Raw genomic sequence first — 17,089 nt, 5'->3', positions numbered from 1 at the left:
CTATTATACCATTTTTGTAATTGTTCAAACGTAATATTGACAAATTTTATGATCTCGTTTAAATAAAAGTTTTTTCTGAATTCGTTGATATAATTGCACAATTCTTTGCCAAGTGAATGTCCTTCTTCGTTGCTAATTTCAAACAAAAAAAGCCGCCTAGCGACGGCTTTCAGACTGAAGACAAAATACGATGGCGGCAAGGAATTTGGTAAAGGATTGGAGTCAGTTGCCCTGGCCAAAGCCCTTTGTTTTCAACCCCAAGGCCGTCTGACAACGGCTTTTCTGTATAATTGCTACTTACAGCAGCACCACCAGCAAATACACGCCTACACTGGCGACAATATGGAGCATCAGTGTGTTGCTGACAATCTCCGTGTGCCGTTTATTGCCAAAAAGATCTATAAACATGGGCACCACCAGAGGTGGCGGCAACACTAAAAAGGTGAAGTAAGCATGGTCAAACACCGGATCTGCCGGAATAAACCTGTCGATCAGTAACCACTTCACGCCATAGCCTATGGCGAAGATAATTCCCATGCGCACCAGTACCAGTTTAAGGCTGTCTTTCATAAGGTACCCGTGAAAGGTGATGCTGTATCCCACCATCAACATAATCAGAGGAGTGGTGAGCCCCGCCAGATAATCAATGGTCAGCAGCATCCCCGACAGCAGGCTGCTGCTTTCGGCCCAGCGCGCCAGCTGCAGCTGGTTCATCAGAATACCCACCACAATGCTGAGAATGGTGGGCGATTTGGCCACCTGTAAAATTTCTTTGGGAGTAAAACCCTTGGCCCCTGCCTGCATCCGCATCCATGGAAAGAGAAAGAACCAAATGAACAGTTCGTGTCCCACTCCCAAAATCGAGTATTTTCCCAGCTCTTCAATACCGTACACTGCCAGAAAAAAAGGAATGCCAATAAATCCAAAAGCGGCACCACTGGATAAAAAGGGAATGAGGGGATGAGACACTCCAGGAAGGCGCGCAGCCCCATGTCCTGCGGCAAAAAACAAAAATTGTATGCCAATCATCAGGAGAATCAGCAACAGGTACTCCCGGCGAAATTCCAACTTTAAAAAGGAAAGAAACAGTACTGCGGGCAGTGTCACATTCATGACAAAGCCTTTCAGATCTTCAATGGCCTTTGTGGAAAAAAGATTTCTTGTTCCCATCCATTTTCCAATGGCCATGAGCAGAATAACGGGAATCATTTGAGTAATCACTTGGTTCATGTGCAGGACGCCCTTCTTTTTGAGTCATGAACTCATTTTAACAGACCCCAGCGTCTCTGACAATCGTTCAAACAGCTATAATTTGAGGAAAAGGATTGCATTTCCAACGTTTGTGCGGTTGCCTTCACCAGCTGGTTGACTGCAGAATCCCGGGCAACTCATCGACCGCTTCTTTGCAACAGCACCAGGAATCAGAATCTGTCATTGTTCCCATTGGCATCTGCCTGCCGTTTTCGCTGCCTGTCCGCAGGCTATACATTCAACACAGGAGAATCAACCGCTTCCAACTTCACTGTTTTCACATACAGCTGTCCTTCCGGTATAGCCATATCATCTTCATTCACCAACCGGGGCTGGTATCCCTCTGCCTTTGCCGCCAACCACAGATGACACAAAGCGATTCCAATATCCACCTGGTTCATGCGATCATATAGCCAGGCTTTCATCATTCCCGGTTTCATGCGGAAAACATGTATGGCATCCGGCGTGGTCTGGAACCGCCAGGGTTGGCTGTTGGTCGCAGAAGGAGCCAGCCGGGCCGCCGCCACCAGCGCCTCGTGATCACTGCCTGTCACCATGTCTGCCAGCGGTTTTCTCTGAAAATCTGTTTGATGCTGGCGGTGCACCTGTTCAGCTGGCATACCCACGCTCAAAGCAATGACAAAGGGCAGGGCGGAAACGTCGGTAAAGCCTTTAGTTGGTTTTGCCATCCCCAGCCAGCAGGCTCCCAGCTCCAGGGATGACAGATGCAGGTCCATCTGCTGCAGCATGAAACCGGCATTGAGGAGGGATTCCGGTGATTCCTCCGAGAAAAAAAGAAGGTAGTGGGGGGCTTTGATGGTTAGCAAGCCTTTCACAGCTCCCTCTGAAAGAAAGTGAATCTCTGTTTTGATCCCCGGGTTAAGAGGGCACAGCTCTCCTGCAGCATCCCGAATCTGCTGTTGAAGATTCTCCGGCAGGGGATTCATGTCGTATTTTCGAACAGATTTCCGCTTGCCAATGGTTTCAAAGAGTGTTGTTTCGTTCATCATCAGTCTCCTCACACAGTTGATTAGTTGATTTCGTCGGTTTCCACAAAGGGCACGAAGGCAAAACCTCCCTGGGTTTCCCGGGTCAGGGTGCCGTCCTTTTGTCGTATGAGCCGCAGCATGCTGCCTCCCCAGTCACTGAGGGGCATCACCAGTATCCCTTCCGGCATCAGCTGCCGGATCAGTGCCTCCGGTACCCGGGGAGCAGCCGCACTCACCAGAATGCGGTGATAAGGGGCTTCTTCTTCCCAGCCGTGCCATCCATTGGCATGATGCACCACCGCCTGGGGCCAGTGACCCTTTGCCAGGTTTCTTCGCCCAAAATCCGCCAGGGCACCAATCCGTTCCAGGGCGATGACCCGGCCTTCTGCACCGGTGAGGCAGGCCAGCAGTGCCGTTGTCCAGCAGGAACCGGAACCCACATCCAAAATCCGGTTTCCTGGCTCCACCTGGAGCATTTCCAGCATGAGCGCCACAGTGGATGGTTGAGAAATCGTCTGCCCGACGCCGATGGCCAGGGGGTGGTCGGCGTAGCACTGAGCCTTCAGATGCTCCGGTACATACGAACACCGGTCCACCTGTCGGAAAGCTTCTTCCAGTGCCGGGGTCTGAAGAATGCCCCTGTCTTTCATCCGCTGAATCAATGTTTCAATGGTTGCCATCTGTCCCGCCTCCTCTATTTGGCCGCTCTTGCCGCCACCTGCACCACATCCCAGACGGTGGCGTAGGGAGGTGCATAAGACAGATCTGTCATTGCCAGTTCTTCCACCGTCATCTCCTGCTGCAGGGCTACGGCCAGCACATCCAACCGTTTGGCGCCTTCCACCGGCCCTCTCAGCTGAGCTCCCAAAAGTGTTCGGTAGTGCTGATGGTAGATCAGTTTAATGGTGATTTTCCCGGCTCCCGGGTAAGAGCCGGCATGGCTGGCACCAGTAACTGTCACTGTTTCAAAAGGAAGGTGTAATGCCCGGGCTTCTTTTTCCGAGATGCCGGTTTTGCCAAATGTTCGGTCCATCACTTTCACAATGGCCGTACCCAGTATTCCTCCAAAAGGCTGCGGTTTACCTGCAATACAGGCACCGGCGATCATCCCCTGCTTGTTGGCGGTGGTTCCCAGCGGCAGGTAAACCTGTTCTTTTCGAATCCGGTGATACACACCGGCACAGTCGCCGGCGGCAAAGTGGTGATCCCGGTTGGTGCGGCTGAAAGCATCTGTCACCAGGGCTCCGTTGGACAACTGATGAAATTCATTTGCCGGCAGCCAGCGGGTGTTGGGTCTCACTCCCAGGGCAATGATCACCAGATCAGCCGGGTAGGTACCCTGATCAGTCACCACCTGGCTCACCCGGGTAGTCCCTTCCAGTGCCTGCACCGTTTCCTTCAAATGCAGCCGAACCCCGTGTCGTTCCAGCACTTCTCCCGCTGCCTTGCCAAAATCTTCATCCATATGGTTCAGCACCTGCCCCGGCCGCTGAATCAGGCGCACTTTTTTCCCCCTTGCCAGGGCGGCCTCTGCCATCTCCACATTGATGTACCCGCCCCCCACCAGCACCACCTGCTTCACCTGCGGGTCTGAAAGGAATTGTTGAATGGCCTCGGCATCGGGAATGGTTTTCAGAGGCAGCACACCCGGCAGATGCGTGCCCGGCATAGCGGGCATCACCGGGTCTGCTCCCGTGGCAATCACCAGATGGTCATAGGCCACTTTTTCCTGCCTGCCGCTGATGCGATTGGCCACCACTATTCGCTGGTTCTTTGTATCCAGTTCCAGTGCTTCGTGAAACAGGTGAACTGCCACTCCCTGTTCCCGAAAAACTGCCGGCTGTCTCACCACCAGCTCTTCTGCCCTTTCCAGATGCCCCGCCAGGTAATAGGGCAGGCCACACTGTCCATAGGCTACATGGGGCCCTCTTTCATACACCCGGACTGTCAGATTCTGATTTTCCCGTTTCGCTTTTGCCGCCGCACTCATTCCGGCGGCAACGCCACCGGCAACAACCAGTGTTTCATTTCCCATTTGAACCGGCCTCCTTCAAACTTCAACTCATCGACAAAATAAATTTTATTTTTTTCCATCATCAACGAAACTTTTTTGACACATCCTTGTATAGGATGGTAAAGGGACCTTTCGCACCCGGGTGCCGTCAGGGAAAGCGGGGCTGCTGCACGTGAGTATGACTGAACACATGATGATACAAAAATGCCAGGCCAATGATCCGGAAGGATTTCGGGCACTGATGCACTCTTACGGCCCGTTGGTTTATCGTACCTGCTTTTATTATACCCAATCCCGTGAAGATACACTGGATTTGATGCAGGAAACCTGGCTGAAAGTTTTTCGTGGCATCCACACCTTTGATGCCAGCCGTCCCCTGGCCCCCTGGCTGCGCCGCATCGCTGCCAATACCTGCGTCTCGTACCTGCGGCAAAAGCCTGCCCCGTCCCTTTCACTGCAGTGGGTCACCGATGAAACCGAAAGCACGCTGGAGGATTTGCTGCCTGATCCCCAACAGGTGGAAGACCAGATCCTTCTAAAAGAAACCCGCCAGCTGCTGCGCCACACCCTCCTTCAATTGCCGGAAAAGATGCGCACCGCCATACATCTGCGCCACGGAGAAGGGTTCAGCTATGAAGCCATTGCCCAGGAGATGCAGGAACCTCTGGGAACGGTAAAAACCTACCTCCACCGGGGAAGACAGGCACTGCGGGCCGCTCTGCAGCAGCAGGAAAATGACAAAGGAACTCACTACAATCCAAAGGAGGGAGCAGGATGAAACCATCACCCCACGCATGCTGCCGTTTGCAGGAACGTTGGGCACAAAGTTATCTGGATGAAGCCCTCTCTCCCGCGGAGCAACTTCTTTATGAAGGTCATCTGGAACAGTGCCCTCACTGCCGCGCCGCCGTCACTGTCTTTCGTCATCTTTTCACGGCCCTGAGCAGCGATGAACCTCCGGCGATTCCTCCGGCCCTGATGTTACTCCAGGAGCAGTGGCTGACAGATTACCTGAAAAGCGGGAACAGCACCCTGACTCCCGGCACCCTGTTAAAACTTCAAAAACACATTGCCCGTAACACCACCCGATATGTGCAGTGGCTCCCTGGTCTGTCACTGGGAGCGAAAATCACTGAAAAGACCACCCGCTTTATGGTGAACCAGATCAAACAAAAAACCGGCCGGTTTCTCCGCCAGAAAGGGAAGGCCCTCCTGGCCAGGTGATGCTGATGATTTTACTGAAAATACTGTTATGGCTGTTATTGATTGTACTGGCCTTGATCCTGCTGGTGCTGGTGGCTCCCATTGGCTACCAGGCGTCAGGCCGATATGCTGAGGATACGAAGGAAGGCAAGGGGCAGGTTTCCCTTTTCTGGGGACTGCTTCGTCTGAAGGTTTTCACCAATGATTTCAGGCACCTTGAGACAACTGTGACAGTTGCCGGTATTTCTAAAAAAATATCCATGACGGCTGCCAAAAAAGAGAAAGCACCGAAAGATGGCACCAACAACCAGACAGCCACCGGGGCAACAGGTGCACCATCCGTGTCCTCAGAATCGCCCCGGAAGAAACCTGCCCTCAGCTTTTCAGAGGCACTGGATCACCTGCGGGAGGCCCTCACCCGGGACCTGTTTGCCGCCATCCGGCGCTTTCTTCAAAAAATCTGGAAAGCCCTGCGACCCCAGATCTTTCGCATCAAAGTGGTGTATGGACTTCCCGACCCCTACCAGACCGCCGTGATCAACAACTTTCTCATGGCCCTCTTTGCCGTCTGGCCCCACCAGACCCTTCAACTGCAACCTGTCTTTCATGACAGCCTGGTGGATGTATCCGGCAACATCAAGGGTTCTCTGGTTCCCATCGCCTTTCTCGCCGCCGCCCTGCAGTTGATTCTGGCGAAACCGGTACGCCGGATCTGGTGGCCGCTGCTGAGAAAACACCGCAACAAGTCCGGTTCCAGGACATCAGAAGCCTCCGCCGCATCACATGGAGCTTCATCATCATAGTGCAAGACAGTCACCATCACCCGTCAACAACAACCACTAACCAACTACCAACTACCAAAATGAACCACCAAGAAAAAGGAGGAACACCCATGTCCATTAATTTAAGTGAAAATGCATCTGTTCTTTTTGAAAAGCTGGAGAAATTCTTCACCTCCAAGACTGTTGTGGGCGAACCCATGCAAGTGGGCAGTGTCACCCTTATTCCCCTGCTGAACATCTCCTTCGGCCTGGGCCTGGGCGGCGGCGACGGCACCGATGAAAAAGGCAACAAAGGAACCGGCGGCGGAAGCGGCGTCGGCGCCCGGGCCATTCCCACCGCTGTACTGGTCATTCGTGACGGCCAGGTGGAAGTGCTCCCCATCAACAACCGGGGCGGCCTGGAAAAGCTGGTGGACCTGGTGCCGGACATTCTGGAAAAAATGGATTTTTCCGGCTGCTGCGGCACTCACAAAGAAGCGGCTGCTGATACCGAAGAAACCGCTGAATAACCAATATTAAAAAGTGCCTCTCCTGATTTTAATGGAGAGGCACTTTTTGATTGTGACGTGCTTCATTTTAGTTGGGAGGTTTTTTGCCTGACGGCATCCAGCGCCCGAACGGCGTTGTAGGAGCTGCGAATAAAGGGGCCGCTTTCCACGAAAGCCAGGCCCAGGGCCAGGCCTTCCTCTTTGTAGGCTTCAAACTGTTCCGGTGTCACATATGCTTCCACCGGTAAATGTTCCTTGGAAGGCTGCAGGTACTGGCCGATGGTGAAAATATCACAGCCCACGGCCACCAAACGTTCCATGACAGTGGTCATTTCTGCCGGCGTTTCTCCCAGCCCCACCATGATACCGGTTTTGGACAAAATGGCAGGGTTGTAAGCCTTCACCCTTCGCAGCAGTTCCACCGACCGGTCAAAGCTGGCTTCCGGCCGCACCTTGGCATAGAGCGACGGGACAGTTTCAATGTTGTGGTTAAGAATCTCCGGCTTGGCATCCAGCACCACCTGCAGGGCTTTTTCATCTCCCTGAAGATCGGGAATGAGGACTTCAATGGTGGTGTGGGGGTTCAGGCGGCGCACCTCCTCAATGGCTGCGGCAAAGTGGGCCGCGCCACCGTCGGGCAAGTCATCCCGGGTGACGGAAGTGATCACTGCATGTTTCAGCCCCAGCTCTTTCACAGCTTCCGCCAGATGGCGGGGCTCTTCCGGGTCGGGGGGCAGTACTGCCCCTTTGCCAACGGCACAAAAGCGGCATCCCCGGGTGCAGGTTTCTCCCAGAATCATAAAGGTGGCGGTTTTGTTGCCAAAACATTCTCCCACATTGGGGCAGTTGGCCTCTTCGCAAACAGTGTGAAGGCGCAGATGACGCACCATTTCCTGCATGCTGTCCAGGCTTTTTTTATTGGGCATTTTTTTCTTCAGCCATTCAGGCTTCCGTAATGTTGACACGGGCTTTCACCTCTTCAAGGGTTGTGTTTTCCAGGGTGCACTGGAAAAGATCTTCGAAAATCTGCAGCATCTCCTGCACCAGTTGTTCCCGGTCGATGACAATTCCCTGTTTATCAAGGGATGTCACGCCATACTCGGTGATTCCGCAGGGGTTAATTAGTGCAAAGTGATCCATGTTGGTCTTATGGTTCAGGGCAAAGCCATGCATGGTACGCCATCGCTTGATGGCCACTCCCAGGGCACATATTTTTTCATCACCCACCCAGACGCCCCGGTAGGCCGGCTTCCGATCCGCCGCAATTCCCAGGCGGGCCAGAGTCTGAATCACCCATTCTTCAAGGGACCAGACATACCACTGGACATCTTTTTTAAACTGCTCCAGATTGATGAGCAGGTAGCCCACCAGCTGGCCGGGCCCGTGGTAGGTGACGTTGCCGCCCCGGTTACTTTCCACCACTTCGAATCCCTGCTGTTTGACCATTGCGATGGGAAAAAGAAAGTCTTCTGTCTGGCCGTTGCGCCCCAGGGTAAACACTGGAGGATGCTCCACCATAAAGAGGAACCCGGTTTCTTCGGGATGGGCCTGCAGGTAGCGGTTGACAGCTCCCTGGAGTTCAAAGGCCGGCTGATAAGACATGGTTCCCAGATTTACGTAACTCACTGATTTCACCGGAATCACCCGCCTTCCTTCATCACCGGCATTTCTGTCGGTAATTCGGTCGGTTTTTTCTTCAGATCCACTTCAGTAATCAAGATGGCGATCATGATCACGGCACACCCGGCCAGCATCACCGGTGTGAAGATTTCCTGCCAGAAAATGAACGCAAAGAGGGCGCCAAAAACGGCTTCCATGCTGAGAATAATGCCGGCATGGGTGGGATACGTGTATTTCTGGGCTGTCACCTGAATCATAAAGGCACCGATGCTGGAGAAGAGTACCAGATAGGCCAGTGAATACAGGGCCGGGAATCCAAAGCTGGTGGGAAAGGGCTCCAGTACCAATGCCAGCACCAGACAGCTGATTCCTGCCAAAAGAAACTGATACACGTTCATCACAACGGTATCCACCCGGTTGGCAAACACACCAATGACCACGATATGACCGGCAAAGCCCACTGCCGAAATGAGTGTCAGCACATCTCCCAGGTTCACCTGCATGTCCCGGGTGAGGGAGAGCATGGCCAGACCCACCATGCAGAGAAAAGCACCTGCCAGTTCCTTTCGAAGGGGTTTGCGCCGGCTTACCAGGTAGCTGAGAAAAGGCACCATCACCACATAGGCACTGGTAATGAAGGCCTGCTTGCCCGGGGTGGTAAAGAGCAGTCCCACCGTCTGGGCCACAAAGGCAACTGTGAGGAAAACCCCTACAAAAAGGCTGTTTTTCACATCCTGCCGGGTGGCCTGTTTCACTTTTGGAAAAAAGATTACCGCCAGTACCAGTGCTGCCAGCGTGAAACGGGCCGACAGAAAGTACAGCGGCGTGAGGTACTGAAGAATATTTTTGGTAAAGGAAAAACCGCCGCCCCACATGGCCGCCACCAGCAGCAGGGACACATCGGATAGAATCACTTTTTTTCGGTCGGTCATAGAATGTCCTCCAGTCAAAAAATTAATAGTGCATACCAGAACGATACCCGGAGCGTATCGCTGCTGCCACCACCGGACTTCAGTTCGTTGGCGTTGCTGCTGGATGACAGCCTATTGGACTGACCGCCACAGCACTCTCTTTTTCCAGAGCGTCTTCAATGAGGCGGTGTATCAACTGGGAGTAGGGGATGCCGGAAGCTTCGCACATTTTGGGGTAAAGGCTGATGTGGGTGAATCCGGGCATGGTGTTGATCTCATTCACCAGCAGTCTGTCAGTGTTCCGCTCCAGAAACAGGTCTACCCTGGCCAGGCCTTCGCATTCCAGCAGCTGATAAACCTGCAGTGCCATCTGCTGCACCCGCTCCGTCATCTCCCGTGTCAGGTTTGCCGGTACCTGGGTCTGGCTGGTGCCGGAAAAATATTTATCTTCGTAATCATAAAAATCATGGGAGGGCAATACTTCTGCCGGTACAGAGACCACCGGATTCCGACTGCCCAGCACGGCGCACTCGATTTCCCGGGCGTCCACCGCCTGTTCCACCAGCACCTTGGGGTCATAGGCAGCTGCCAGTCGCAGGGCATTCTCCAGTTCATCCCGGGAGACTGCCTTGCTGATGCCCACACTGGAACCCAGGTTGGCCGGCTTCACAAAAACCGGATAATCCAGTCGACTTTCCACCATGTTCACTGCCTCATGAATCGCCGGCTGCCGGGGGTCAAGGCGTATTTCCACATGGGGTGTCTGGGGGATCCCCGCCTGATGAAAGAGGCGTTTGGCGATGCCTTTATCCATGGCCACTGCCGACGACAACACGCCGGCGCCCACATAGGGAATACCGCACATTTCCAGCAGGCCCTGTAACCGGCCGTCTTCGCCGAAGGGGCCGTGGAGAACAGGAAATATCACATCCACCGTCAGCGGCTGGACGCGCCCTTCATTTTGCAGATAAACACCGCCGTCTCCCGGAGAAAAGAGCAACCGGGGCCGCCGGGGATCGTGCACAAAACGCCGGTAGGGAAATCCTTCCCAGTGATTCGTATTGATACCTGCCTGATCTTCATAAAGCTCAAACAAGCCTTCCGGGGTAATGCCCGCCGCCAGCACTTCATAGCGGCTGCGATCCATGGCCCGCAGCACTGAAGCCGCCGACATCAGCGACACTTCATGCTCGGAAGAAGCACCGCCGAAGAGAACGAGAATGTGTTTTTTTGTCATGGTTACCTCCCCTGGCCATGATCCTGTGGCCCTGTTCATTGTGACCGCCTGAGAGTATGCACCACATGCACTTCCCGGTACAGTCGTTTCAGCTTTTCCCCGGCAGACCGGGCCTTTTCCTGATCTTTGAAAAGTCCAAAAACAGTGGGCCCGCTGCCGCTCATAAGACTGGCTGTGGCGTTCAAGGCCAGCAGCCGGCGTTTTAACTCGCCGATTTCCGGCACCTGGGGAATGGTGACTGTTTCCAGTACATTGGCCATGGCACCCGCCATGGTCAGGCTGTCCGCCTGGGCCAGGGCTTCAATAAGGGCCAGGGTGTCTGGCCGCTCTTCAATTTCATCCAGTTTCAGGGCTTCATAAACTTCCCGGGTAGAAACAGACACCGGTGGTTTCACCAGCACCACCCAAAAAGGTTTTGCCAGGGTGAGGGGTGTCAGCCGTTCACCGATGCCTTCGGCCAGGGCCGTGCCACCCATGAGGCAGTAGGGAATGTCTGCCCCCAGAGGCAGGCTGATCAGTTGCAGTTCTTCCAGGCTGAGTCCCAGCCGCCAGAGGGCATTCAGCCCTTTCAACACTGCCGCGGCATCGGCGCTGCCGCCGGCCAGTCCCGCAGCGACCGGTATCTGTTTGTCGATGTGGATGGCCACTCCTTGGCTTTCCAGTGATACACCGGCTCCCCGGGCCAGTCTTTCCGCCGCCTTCCAGGCAATGTTGCCCTGATCAACGGGCAGAAAACCGGCGTTGGTGGTCAGCCGGATTCCCGGCTCAGGTGTCAGCCTCAGGTGCACTTCATCATGGAGGCTGATTTCCTGCATGATCATGCACAGGTGATGGTATCCATCACGCCGTTTATGAAGGACGTCCAGCGAAAGGTTGATTTTAGCATGGGCCTGCAGGGTGAGTGTCGGGCCGTGTGATTCGTTTGTCATGGCGGTTCTCCTTGGGTAGTTGGTCAGGGGGCCATCTTCTTCAGCAAAGCTGACCGGTAGATTTCAATGGCTTTTGCAGGACAAATTTCCTGACAGCAGAAGCATCGAATACATTTGGTCAGATCGAATTCAGGCCGGCGGTTAACCATGGTGATGGCCGCTGCCGGACAAATAATCTTGCATTCACTGCAACTGATGCATTTTTCAGGGATGACAACGGGTCTGGGGCGCAGCCACCGGTTGCTGACGGCCGCCAGCCCCGGCCCCAACAGGGGCACCTGCTGATACCGCCGCAGAAAGTCCGGCTCATGGATAACAGGGGTCTGAAAGGGTTTCACCGCCGCTGCTTCCGGTGTCAGGCTCACCCACTGGGTTGTCATCGCGCCACCGGGAGGAACAGATGCTGCATCACCGGGGTGATAGAGACCCCGTTCCCGTGCAGCCGCCAGCAGCGGTACCTGGTCGGGGGAAATGCCCATCCACCTGGCGGCGGCCAGGTCAAGCTGGTGGGGGTTGGTGGAAAGAAGCAGCACGCCTGCCGGGGTAACCGTTCCCGCTGAGGGGCCGGCCCCTTCCATTCCTTCAATGCCGTCCATGATGGAAAGCACCGGATTGACTTTCTCGCAAATATCCACCATGGCATGGGCAAAATCTGCCAGCTGGGGAAAGCGAAAATGCAGAGCCGCCTTTGTTAAACCAGGCATCACTCCAAAGAGATTTTTCACTGCTCCGGTCATCAAAGTCATGCTGTGGGTTTTCATTTTGCACAGGGATATCACGGTGTCGGCTTCCTGCACCGCAGTCATCATTTCAAACTGCTTTAAGCGATGGGCCTGAGGATGAGAAATCATGGCCGCTTCCAGGTTCTCATTGAGAGACACGCCTGCAGCGGCGGCCGCCGCTTCCATTCCCGTCACCCGGTAAATCTGTTTCATGCGGGCAGCTGTAAAAGGGCCGGCAGGACTGTCACCAATGACCACTTCCATGCCCGCGTCTTTCAGCAGGGCCGCCACCGCCTGTACCACCACCGGGTGGGTGGTCACCGCTTCTTCCGGCGGACGCCCTGTGAGAAGATTCACCTTCAGAAAAACACGGCTTCCCCGGGGAATCAGGTGATGGATGCCGCCAAGGGCTTCCAGGGCAGCTTCCAGTTTAATGGTGACGGCGGCCAGGTCGTAACGGCCACAACCTACGGCAATGACTTTGGACAAGGGGGTTGCCTCCCGTTTCACGGTTGACTGCTTCACTGGCAGCTCACTGTGTATTCATTCCTCTTATTGTACAACAACAGTCACAAAAAAACCACCGCCCGCCGGAATCGCCGGCAGGCGGTGAGAGATGATGAGAAACAACGTGACGAGCAGGAGTCCTGTTCATGAGGCTATGCGCTTCAAACCGGTTTCATTTCCAGATACTCGTTGAGGCGCCGGTACTGCAGGGTGGGCAGCCTGTGGTAGACCTTCATGGCCTGCAGGTAGGCCGCCGCTGTATCCAGTGAAGTGAAGGTGGGCAGCTTGTACAGGATACCCAGCTTGCGCACCTGGAACCCCCGGCTGCCGGCCATCTGCCCCTGGGTGGGGGTGTTGATGATCATCTGAATGGTTTCATCCTGAATGGCACCCAGCAGTTCTTCTTCCGGCAGGGGGGTGCAGTGGATTCCCTGGGACTGAAGATAGGCCGCGGTTCCATTGGAACCATAGCAGGTGAATCCCATGGCCTGCCAGCTGCGGGCCAGCTTCATGCCGTCTTCTTTTTCCCGCTGGCTCAGAGAGAAATAGATTCCGCCGGTCTCCTGCATGCGAATGCCCGACGCCAGAAATCCTTTCAGCAAAGCAATTTCATAGACGGGATCGAGGCCCAGCACCTCACCGGTGGATTTCATTTCAGGCCCCAGAGCCATATCCACATCTGTCAGCTTTTCTGCGGAGAACACGGGCACCTTCACCGCATGATAGTGTTTCACCGGAAGAATGCCTGTTCCCCAGCCCATCTGGCTCAGTTTTTTCCCCAGCATGGCCTCCACTGCCAGCTTCACCATGGGAACACCGGTGATCTTGCTGAGAATGGGAACGGTGCGGGAAGCCCGGGGATTGATTTCAATCACATAGGGCTGCTGATCCCGAACCACGTACTGAACGTTCACCAGTCCCACCACTTTCATTTCTCTTACAATGGTTTCTGTCATGGCCTGGAGCTTGGCCAGCACTTCCGGGGTCAGGCTGCGGGTGGGATAAACGGAAATACTGTCACCGGAGTGAACACCGGTCTTTTCAATATGTTCCATGATGCCGGGAATCAGCACCGATTCACCGTCGGCCACCGCATCCACTTCCACCTCTGTGCCTGACAGATACTGGTCCACAAAAAGGGGATACTGCATGTTCAGGGCGGCCATTTCCGACAGGTAAACTGCCAGCTCATTTTCATTGCTGATGATCTGCATTCCCCGGCCGCCAATCACATAGGAAGGACGTACAATCACAGGGAATCCAAGGGCCTGCGCTTTTTCCGCAGCTTCCGATGCGGTGTGGGCTGTGGCTCCCACAGGGGTGGCCAAGCCATACCGCTGGAGAAACTGGTTGCATTTCATCCGGTCTTCTGCCAGATCCATGGAGGGAAAAGAAGTTCCCAGTATGGTGACACCCCGCTGATAAAGAGCCGGTGCCAGGTTGACAGAAGTCTGCCCCCCCAGTTGAAGAATCACACCGTCCGGGTTTTCCTGGCGAATTACGTTCATCACATCATCCACATGGAGGGTTTCAAAATACAGTTTGTCGGCGGTGTCGAAGTCAGTGCTCACCGTCTCCGGATTGTTGTTCATCATAATGGACTGGTAGCCGGCTTCCTCCAGTGCCCAGACACCGTGAACGCAGCAATAGTCGAACTCAATTCCCTGGCCGATGCGAATGGGGCCGGAACCGATGACCAGCACTTTCTTCCCGTCACTGATCCGATTTTCGTTTTCTGCCTCATAACAGGAGTAGTAATACGGGGTGGCGGCCTCAAACTCACCGCTGCAAGTGTCCACCATTTTAAACACCGGGAAGATGCCGTGGGCGTCCCGGTATTGCTGCAGTTCCTGGCCGTCAATGCTGGACAGGTCCATGATTTCTTCATCAATGAAGCCCATGGCCTCTGCCTCATGAAGGAGGGTGGGGGTCATGTTTTCCTGGGCCAAACGCTTTTCCATGTCCACAATATGCTGCAGTCCCTGCAAAAACCAGGGGTCCATTTTGGTCATGTCATGAAGCTCCCCGATGGTAATGCCCCGTCGCAGGGCATCTGCCAGGGCGAAGGTTCTTTCATCGTCGCAGGCCATGATTTTTTCCATGAGCGCCTCTTGGGATAGAGCAGACATCTGGGCCAGACGCAGACCGGTGAAGTTGCCTTCAAGGGAGGTGATGGCTTTCAGCAGTGCGCTTTCAAAGGTGCGGGCAATGGCCATCACTTCTCCGGTGGCCTTCATCTGAGTGCCCAGGGTGCGTTTGGCAGACCGGAATTTTTCAAAGGGCCACTTGGGGAACTTAATCACCACATAATCCAGCACCGGCTCAAAGAAGGCACTGGAACCTTCGGTGACGGTGTTTTTCAGTTCGTTGAGGGAATAGCCAATGGCAATTTTGGCAGCAATTTTGGCAATGGGATAACCCACCGCCTTGGAAGCCAGGGCACTGGAACGGCTTACCCGGGGATTCACCTCAATGACCACGTATTCGCTGCTTTCCGGGTTCAGGGCAAATTGAATGTTACAGCCCCCCGCCACCTTCAGGCTGCGGATGATTTTAATGGAAGCCTGGCGGAGCATCTGGTATTCCCGGTCCCGCAGGGTCTGGGAGGGCGCAATGACAATGCTGTCGCCGGTGTGCACCCCCACCGGGTCCATGTTTTCCATATTGCAGATGATGATGCAGTTATCCTTATGATCACGAATGACCTCATATTCAATTTCTTTCCAGCCGGCCACGCTCTGCTCCAGCAGAATTTGACCGATGGGGCTGGCTTTCATCCCCCGCTGGCAGATTTCCAGCATTTCTTCCCAGGTGGTGGCAATGCCGCCCCCTGTTCCTCCCAGGGTGTAGGCAGGCCGAATGATCACCGGCAGTCCCGCCTCTTTCACAAAGGCTTCGCAGGTTTCCAGATTGGTGGCAATGATACTGAGGGCCACCGGTTCTCCAATCTCTTCCATCAGCTCTTTAAAGGCTTCCCGGTCTTCTGCCTTTCGGATGGTTTCCGACTCGGCGCCCAGCAGCTGGGTGCCCATCTCTGCCAGCACCCCCTGTTCCTGCAGGGTCATGGCCAGGTTCAGTGCCGTCTGCCCGCCAAAACCCGCCAAGATCCCGTCGGGCTTTTCCTTTTCCAGAATCTGGCGAATGCTTTCCATGGTCATGGGTTCAATGTACACCCGGTCAGCAATGTGGGTATCGGTCATGATGGTGGCCGGATTGCTGTTGAGAAGCACCGTTTCAATGCCCTCTTCCTTGATGGCCTTGCAGGCCTGGGTGCCGGAGTAATCAAACTCGGCAGCCTGGCCAATAACAATGGGTCCAGAGCCCAGAATCAGTATTTTTTTAAGTGCTGGATTTAAAGGCATTGGTTTCGCTCCTTCATAAGAGTCACAAATCGGTCAAATAAATATTCGGTGTCTGTGGGGCCGGGAGCTCCCTCCGGATGAAACTGAACGGAAAAAATGGGCAGCTCTTTGTGCTCCATGCCTTCCACGGTGTGATCATTTAAATTGGTGTGGGTAATCACCATGCCTTTGGCTTCCACACTGGCGGCATCCACCGCAAAGCCATGGTTTTGGGAAGTGATGTAGGCCCGGTCCAGCTGACTGTCGTAGACGCCGTGATTGCCTCCCCGATGACCATATTTCATTTTATAGGTACTGCCTCCCACCGCATGGGCCAGCAGCTGGTGCCCCATGCAGATACCAAAAATGGGGAGTTTTTCCATCAATCCGCGAATCAGCTCAATGCCTTCCACCGCTGTTTCAGGGTTGCCGGGGCCGTTACTCACCAGCAGGCCGTGGGGTTGATACGCCTCAATCACTTCCAGACTGGTACCATAGGGGAACATCATAATGTCGCATTCCCGTTTCTGCAGTTCTCGAACCATGTTTCCCTTTACGCCCAGATCCAGCAGGGCCACGCGGCAGCCTTCGCCGTGGAGATGTTTGGCCTTTCGCACTCCCACCACCTTCATCCAGTCTTCCTTCAGCTGGGTGGCCTTCAATAACTGTTCCAAGCCCTGTACATCGGTGATTTCGGTGGAGATAACCCCTTTCAAGGCTCCTTCAGAGCGTATTTTTCGGGTGATGCTGCGGGTATCCACGTCGGAAACGCCGGGAATACCCAGTTTTTGCATCATCTCTGCCAGAGTGGATTCACTCTTATAATTGGAAGGGTGGCTGGAGATGGACCGCACCACCATTCCACGGGCATAAATGCTGTCAGACTCTGATTCCGACATATTCACGCCATAGTTACCGATGAGGGGATAGGTCATGGTGATGATCTGCCCCGCATAGGAGGGATCGGTGAGAATTTCCTGGTAACCGGTGATGGCGGTGTTGAACACCATTTCACCCACAGCGGTGCCTCCCCGGCCAAATCCTTTTCCCCGATACAGGGTTCCGTCTTCAAAATAAATAATGCCTTCCATGAAA

At 54.4% G+C, this 17,089-nt stretch carries 16 protein-coding genes; 4 read left to right on the top strand and 12 right to left on the bottom strand.

Going from position 1 to position 17,089, the window contains the following annotated elements:
- Window positions 1-297: 297 nt before the first annotated feature.
- The 4 genes from QOL74_RS11145 to QOL74_RS11130 all read right to left on the bottom strand — a co-directional run bounded on the left by QOL74_RS11145 (window position 298) and on the right by QOL74_RS11130 (window position 4,275).
- Window positions 298-1,230 carry an AEC family transporter gene (locus tag QOL74_RS11145; protein WP_283409557.1) on the bottom strand — a complete coding sequence of 311 codons (933 nt, stop codon included), beginning with the start codon at window positions 1,228-1,230 and terminating at the stop codon, window positions 298-300.
- 251 nt (window positions 1,231-1,481) lie between these two features.
- On the bottom strand, window positions 1,482-2,258 hold the full coding sequence (locus QOL74_RS11140) for a nitroreductase family protein (RefSeq protein WP_283409556.1): 777 nt from the start codon (window positions 2,256-2,258) through the stop codon (window positions 1,482-1,484).
- 23 nt (window positions 2,259-2,281) lie between these two features.
- Window positions 2,282-2,920, bottom strand: a complete 639-nt coding sequence (locus tag QOL74_RS11135) for a protein-L-isoaspartate(D-aspartate) O-methyltransferase (RefSeq protein ID WP_283409555.1) — start codon at window positions 2,918-2,920, stop codon at window positions 2,282-2,284.
- A 14-nt stretch (window positions 2,921-2,934) separates the two neighbouring features.
- On the bottom strand, window positions 2,935-4,275 hold the full coding sequence (locus QOL74_RS11130; RefSeq protein ID WP_283409554.1) for a CoA-disulfide reductase: 1,341 nt from the start codon (window positions 4,273-4,275) through the stop codon (window positions 2,935-2,937).
- A gap of 157 nt (window positions 4,276-4,432) precedes the next feature.
- Here QOL74_RS11130 and QOL74_RS11125 point away from each other — a divergent pair, with 157 nt between their 5' ends.
- The 4 genes from QOL74_RS11125 (at window position 4,433) to QOL74_RS11110 (ending at window position 6,748) form a co-directional block, all read left to right on the top strand.
- Window positions 4,433-5,032 (top strand): RNA polymerase sigma factor, encoded by a 600-nt coding sequence (locus QOL74_RS11125; protein ID WP_283409656.1) that lies wholly within the window; start codon window positions 4,433-4,435, stop codon window positions 5,030-5,032.
- Complete coding sequence (locus tag QOL74_RS11120) at window positions 5,029-5,478, top strand: anti-sigma factor family protein (protein ID WP_283409553.1); 450 nt, start codon at window positions 5,029-5,031, stop codon at window positions 5,476-5,478. Before QOL74_RS11125 ends, QOL74_RS11120 begins: the two co-directional genes overlap by 4 nt.
- Before the next feature lie 5 nt (window positions 5,479-5,483).
- Window positions 5,484-6,260 (top strand): hypothetical protein, encoded by a 777-nt coding sequence (locus QOL74_RS11115; protein WP_283409552.1) that lies wholly within the window; start codon window positions 5,484-5,486, stop codon window positions 6,258-6,260.
- Window positions 6,261-6,349: 89 nt separating this feature from the next.
- Window positions 6,350-6,748 (top strand): GerW family sporulation protein, encoded by a 399-nt coding sequence (locus tag QOL74_RS11110; protein ID WP_283409551.1) that lies wholly within the window; start codon window positions 6,350-6,352, stop codon window positions 6,746-6,748.
- Between the two features lie 62 nt (window positions 6,749-6,810).
- Here the strand turns inward: QOL74_RS11110 and lipA are convergent, their stop codons facing one another.
- The 8 genes from lipA to carA form a co-directional block, all read right to left on the bottom strand.
- A complete protein-coding gene (gene lipA / locus QOL74_RS11105; RefSeq protein WP_283409655.1) occupies window positions 6,811-7,653 on the bottom strand; it encodes a lipoyl synthase in 843 nt (280 codons plus the stop codon).
- A gap of 16 nt (window positions 7,654-7,669) precedes the next feature.
- A complete protein-coding gene (lipB, locus tag QOL74_RS11100; RefSeq protein WP_283409550.1) occupies window positions 7,670-8,362 on the bottom strand; it encodes a lipoyl(octanoyl) transferase LipB in 693 nt (230 codons plus the stop codon).
- Window positions 8,363-8,367: 5 nt separating this feature from the next.
- Window positions 8,368-9,279: a DMT family transporter gene (locus tag QOL74_RS11095; protein WP_283409549.1), complete on the bottom strand. Its 912-nt coding sequence runs from the start codon at window positions 9,277-9,279 to the stop codon at window positions 8,368-8,370.
- Between the two features lie 79 nt (window positions 9,280-9,358).
- Window positions 9,359-10,495 (bottom strand): D-alanine--D-alanine ligase family protein, encoded by a 1,137-nt coding sequence (locus QOL74_RS11090; protein WP_283409548.1) that lies wholly within the window; start codon window positions 10,493-10,495, stop codon window positions 9,359-9,361.
- A gap of 35 nt (window positions 10,496-10,530) precedes the next feature.
- The gene (gene ispE, locus QOL74_RS11085) at window positions 10,531-11,424 is read right to left on the bottom strand and encodes a 4-(cytidine 5'-diphospho)-2-C-methyl-D-erythritol kinase (RefSeq protein ID WP_283409547.1); all 894 of its coding nucleotides are present in this window, start codon (window positions 11,422-11,424) and stop codon (window positions 10,531-10,533) included.
- Between the two features lie 23 nt (window positions 11,425-11,447).
- Window positions 11,448-12,635, bottom strand: a complete 1,188-nt coding sequence (locus QOL74_RS11080; RefSeq protein ID WP_283409546.1) for a DUF362 domain-containing protein — start codon at window positions 12,633-12,635, stop codon at window positions 11,448-11,450.
- A 179-nt stretch (window positions 12,636-12,814) separates the two neighbouring features.
- Window positions 12,815-16,015, bottom strand: coding sequence for a carbamoyl-phosphate synthase large subunit (gene carB, locus QOL74_RS11075; protein ID WP_283409545.1), 3,201 nt, complete (start codon window positions 16,013-16,015; stop codon window positions 12,815-12,817).
- Window positions 16,006-17,085: a glutamine-hydrolyzing carbamoyl-phosphate synthase small subunit gene (gene carA, locus QOL74_RS11070; protein ID WP_283409544.1), complete on the bottom strand. Its 1,080-nt coding sequence runs from the start codon at window positions 17,083-17,085 to the stop codon at window positions 16,006-16,008. The genes carB and carA overlap by 10 nt, the downstream gene beginning before the upstream one ends.
- Between the last annotated feature and the right edge of the window lie 4 nt (window positions 17,086-17,089).

Origin of the sequence: Anoxynatronum buryatiense (assembly GCF_900182905.1) — a bacterium.
GTDB classification, from domain to species: domain Bacteria; phylum Bacillota; class Clostridia; order Peptostreptococcales; family Tindalliaceae; genus Anoxynatronum; species Anoxynatronum buryatiense.
Note: the sequence above shows the minus strand (reverse complement) of the source record. Positions and strands in the feature narration are given on the sequence as shown.

What these genes read in the sequence shown, in the direction of transcription:
- QOL74_RS11145 (WP_283409557.1), bottom strand. Translation starts at nt 1,230, where the DNA reads ATGAACCAAGTGATTACTCAAATGATTCCCGTTATTCTGCTCATGGCC.
- QOL74_RS11140 (WP_283409556.1), bottom strand. Translation starts at nt 2,258, where the DNA reads ATGAACGAAACAACACTCTTTGAAACCATTGGCAAGCGGAAATCTGTT.
- QOL74_RS11135 (WP_283409555.1), bottom strand. Translation starts at nt 2,920, where the DNA reads ATGGCAACCATTGAAACATTGATTCAGCGGATGAAAGACAGGGGCATT.
- QOL74_RS11130 (WP_283409554.1), bottom strand. Translation starts at nt 4,275, where the DNA reads ATGGGAAATGAAACACTGGTTGTTGCCGGTGGCGTTGCCGCCGGAATG.
- QOL74_RS11125 (WP_283409656.1), top strand. Translation starts at nt 4,433, where the DNA reads ATGACTGAACACATGATGATACAAAAATGCCAGGCCAATGATCCGGAA.
- QOL74_RS11120 (WP_283409553.1), top strand. Translation starts at nt 5,029, where the DNA reads ATGAAACCATCACCCCACGCATGCTGCCGTTTGCAGGAACGTTGGGCA.
- QOL74_RS11115 (WP_283409552.1), top strand. Translation starts at nt 5,484, where the DNA reads ATGATTTTACTGAAAATACTGTTATGGCTGTTATTGATTGTACTGGCC.
- QOL74_RS11110 (WP_283409551.1), top strand. Translation starts at nt 6,350, where the DNA reads ATGTCCATTAATTTAAGTGAAAATGCATCTGTTCTTTTTGAAAAGCTG.
- lipA (WP_283409655.1), bottom strand. Translation starts at nt 7,653, where the DNA reads ATGCCCAATAAAAAAAGCCTGGACAGCATGCAGGAAATGGTGCGTCAT.
- QOL74_RS11095 (WP_283409549.1), bottom strand. Translation starts at nt 9,279, where the DNA reads ATGACCGACCGAAAAAAAGTGATTCTATCCGATGTGTCCCTGCTGCTG.
- QOL74_RS11090 (WP_283409548.1), bottom strand. Translation starts at nt 10,495, where the DNA reads ATGACAAAAAAACACATTCTCGTTCTCTTCGGCGGTGCTTCTTCCGAG.
- ispE (WP_283409547.1), bottom strand. Translation starts at nt 11,424, where the DNA reads ATGACAAACGAATCACACGGCCCGACACTCACCCTGCAGGCCCATGCT.
- carB (WP_283409545.1), bottom strand. Translation starts at nt 16,015, where the DNA reads ATGCCTTTAAATCCAGCACTTAAAAAAATACTGATTCTGGGCTCTGGA.
- carA (WP_283409544.1), bottom strand. Translation starts at nt 17,085, where the DNA reads ATGGAAGGCATTATTTATTTTGAAGACGGAACCCTGTATCGGGGAAAA.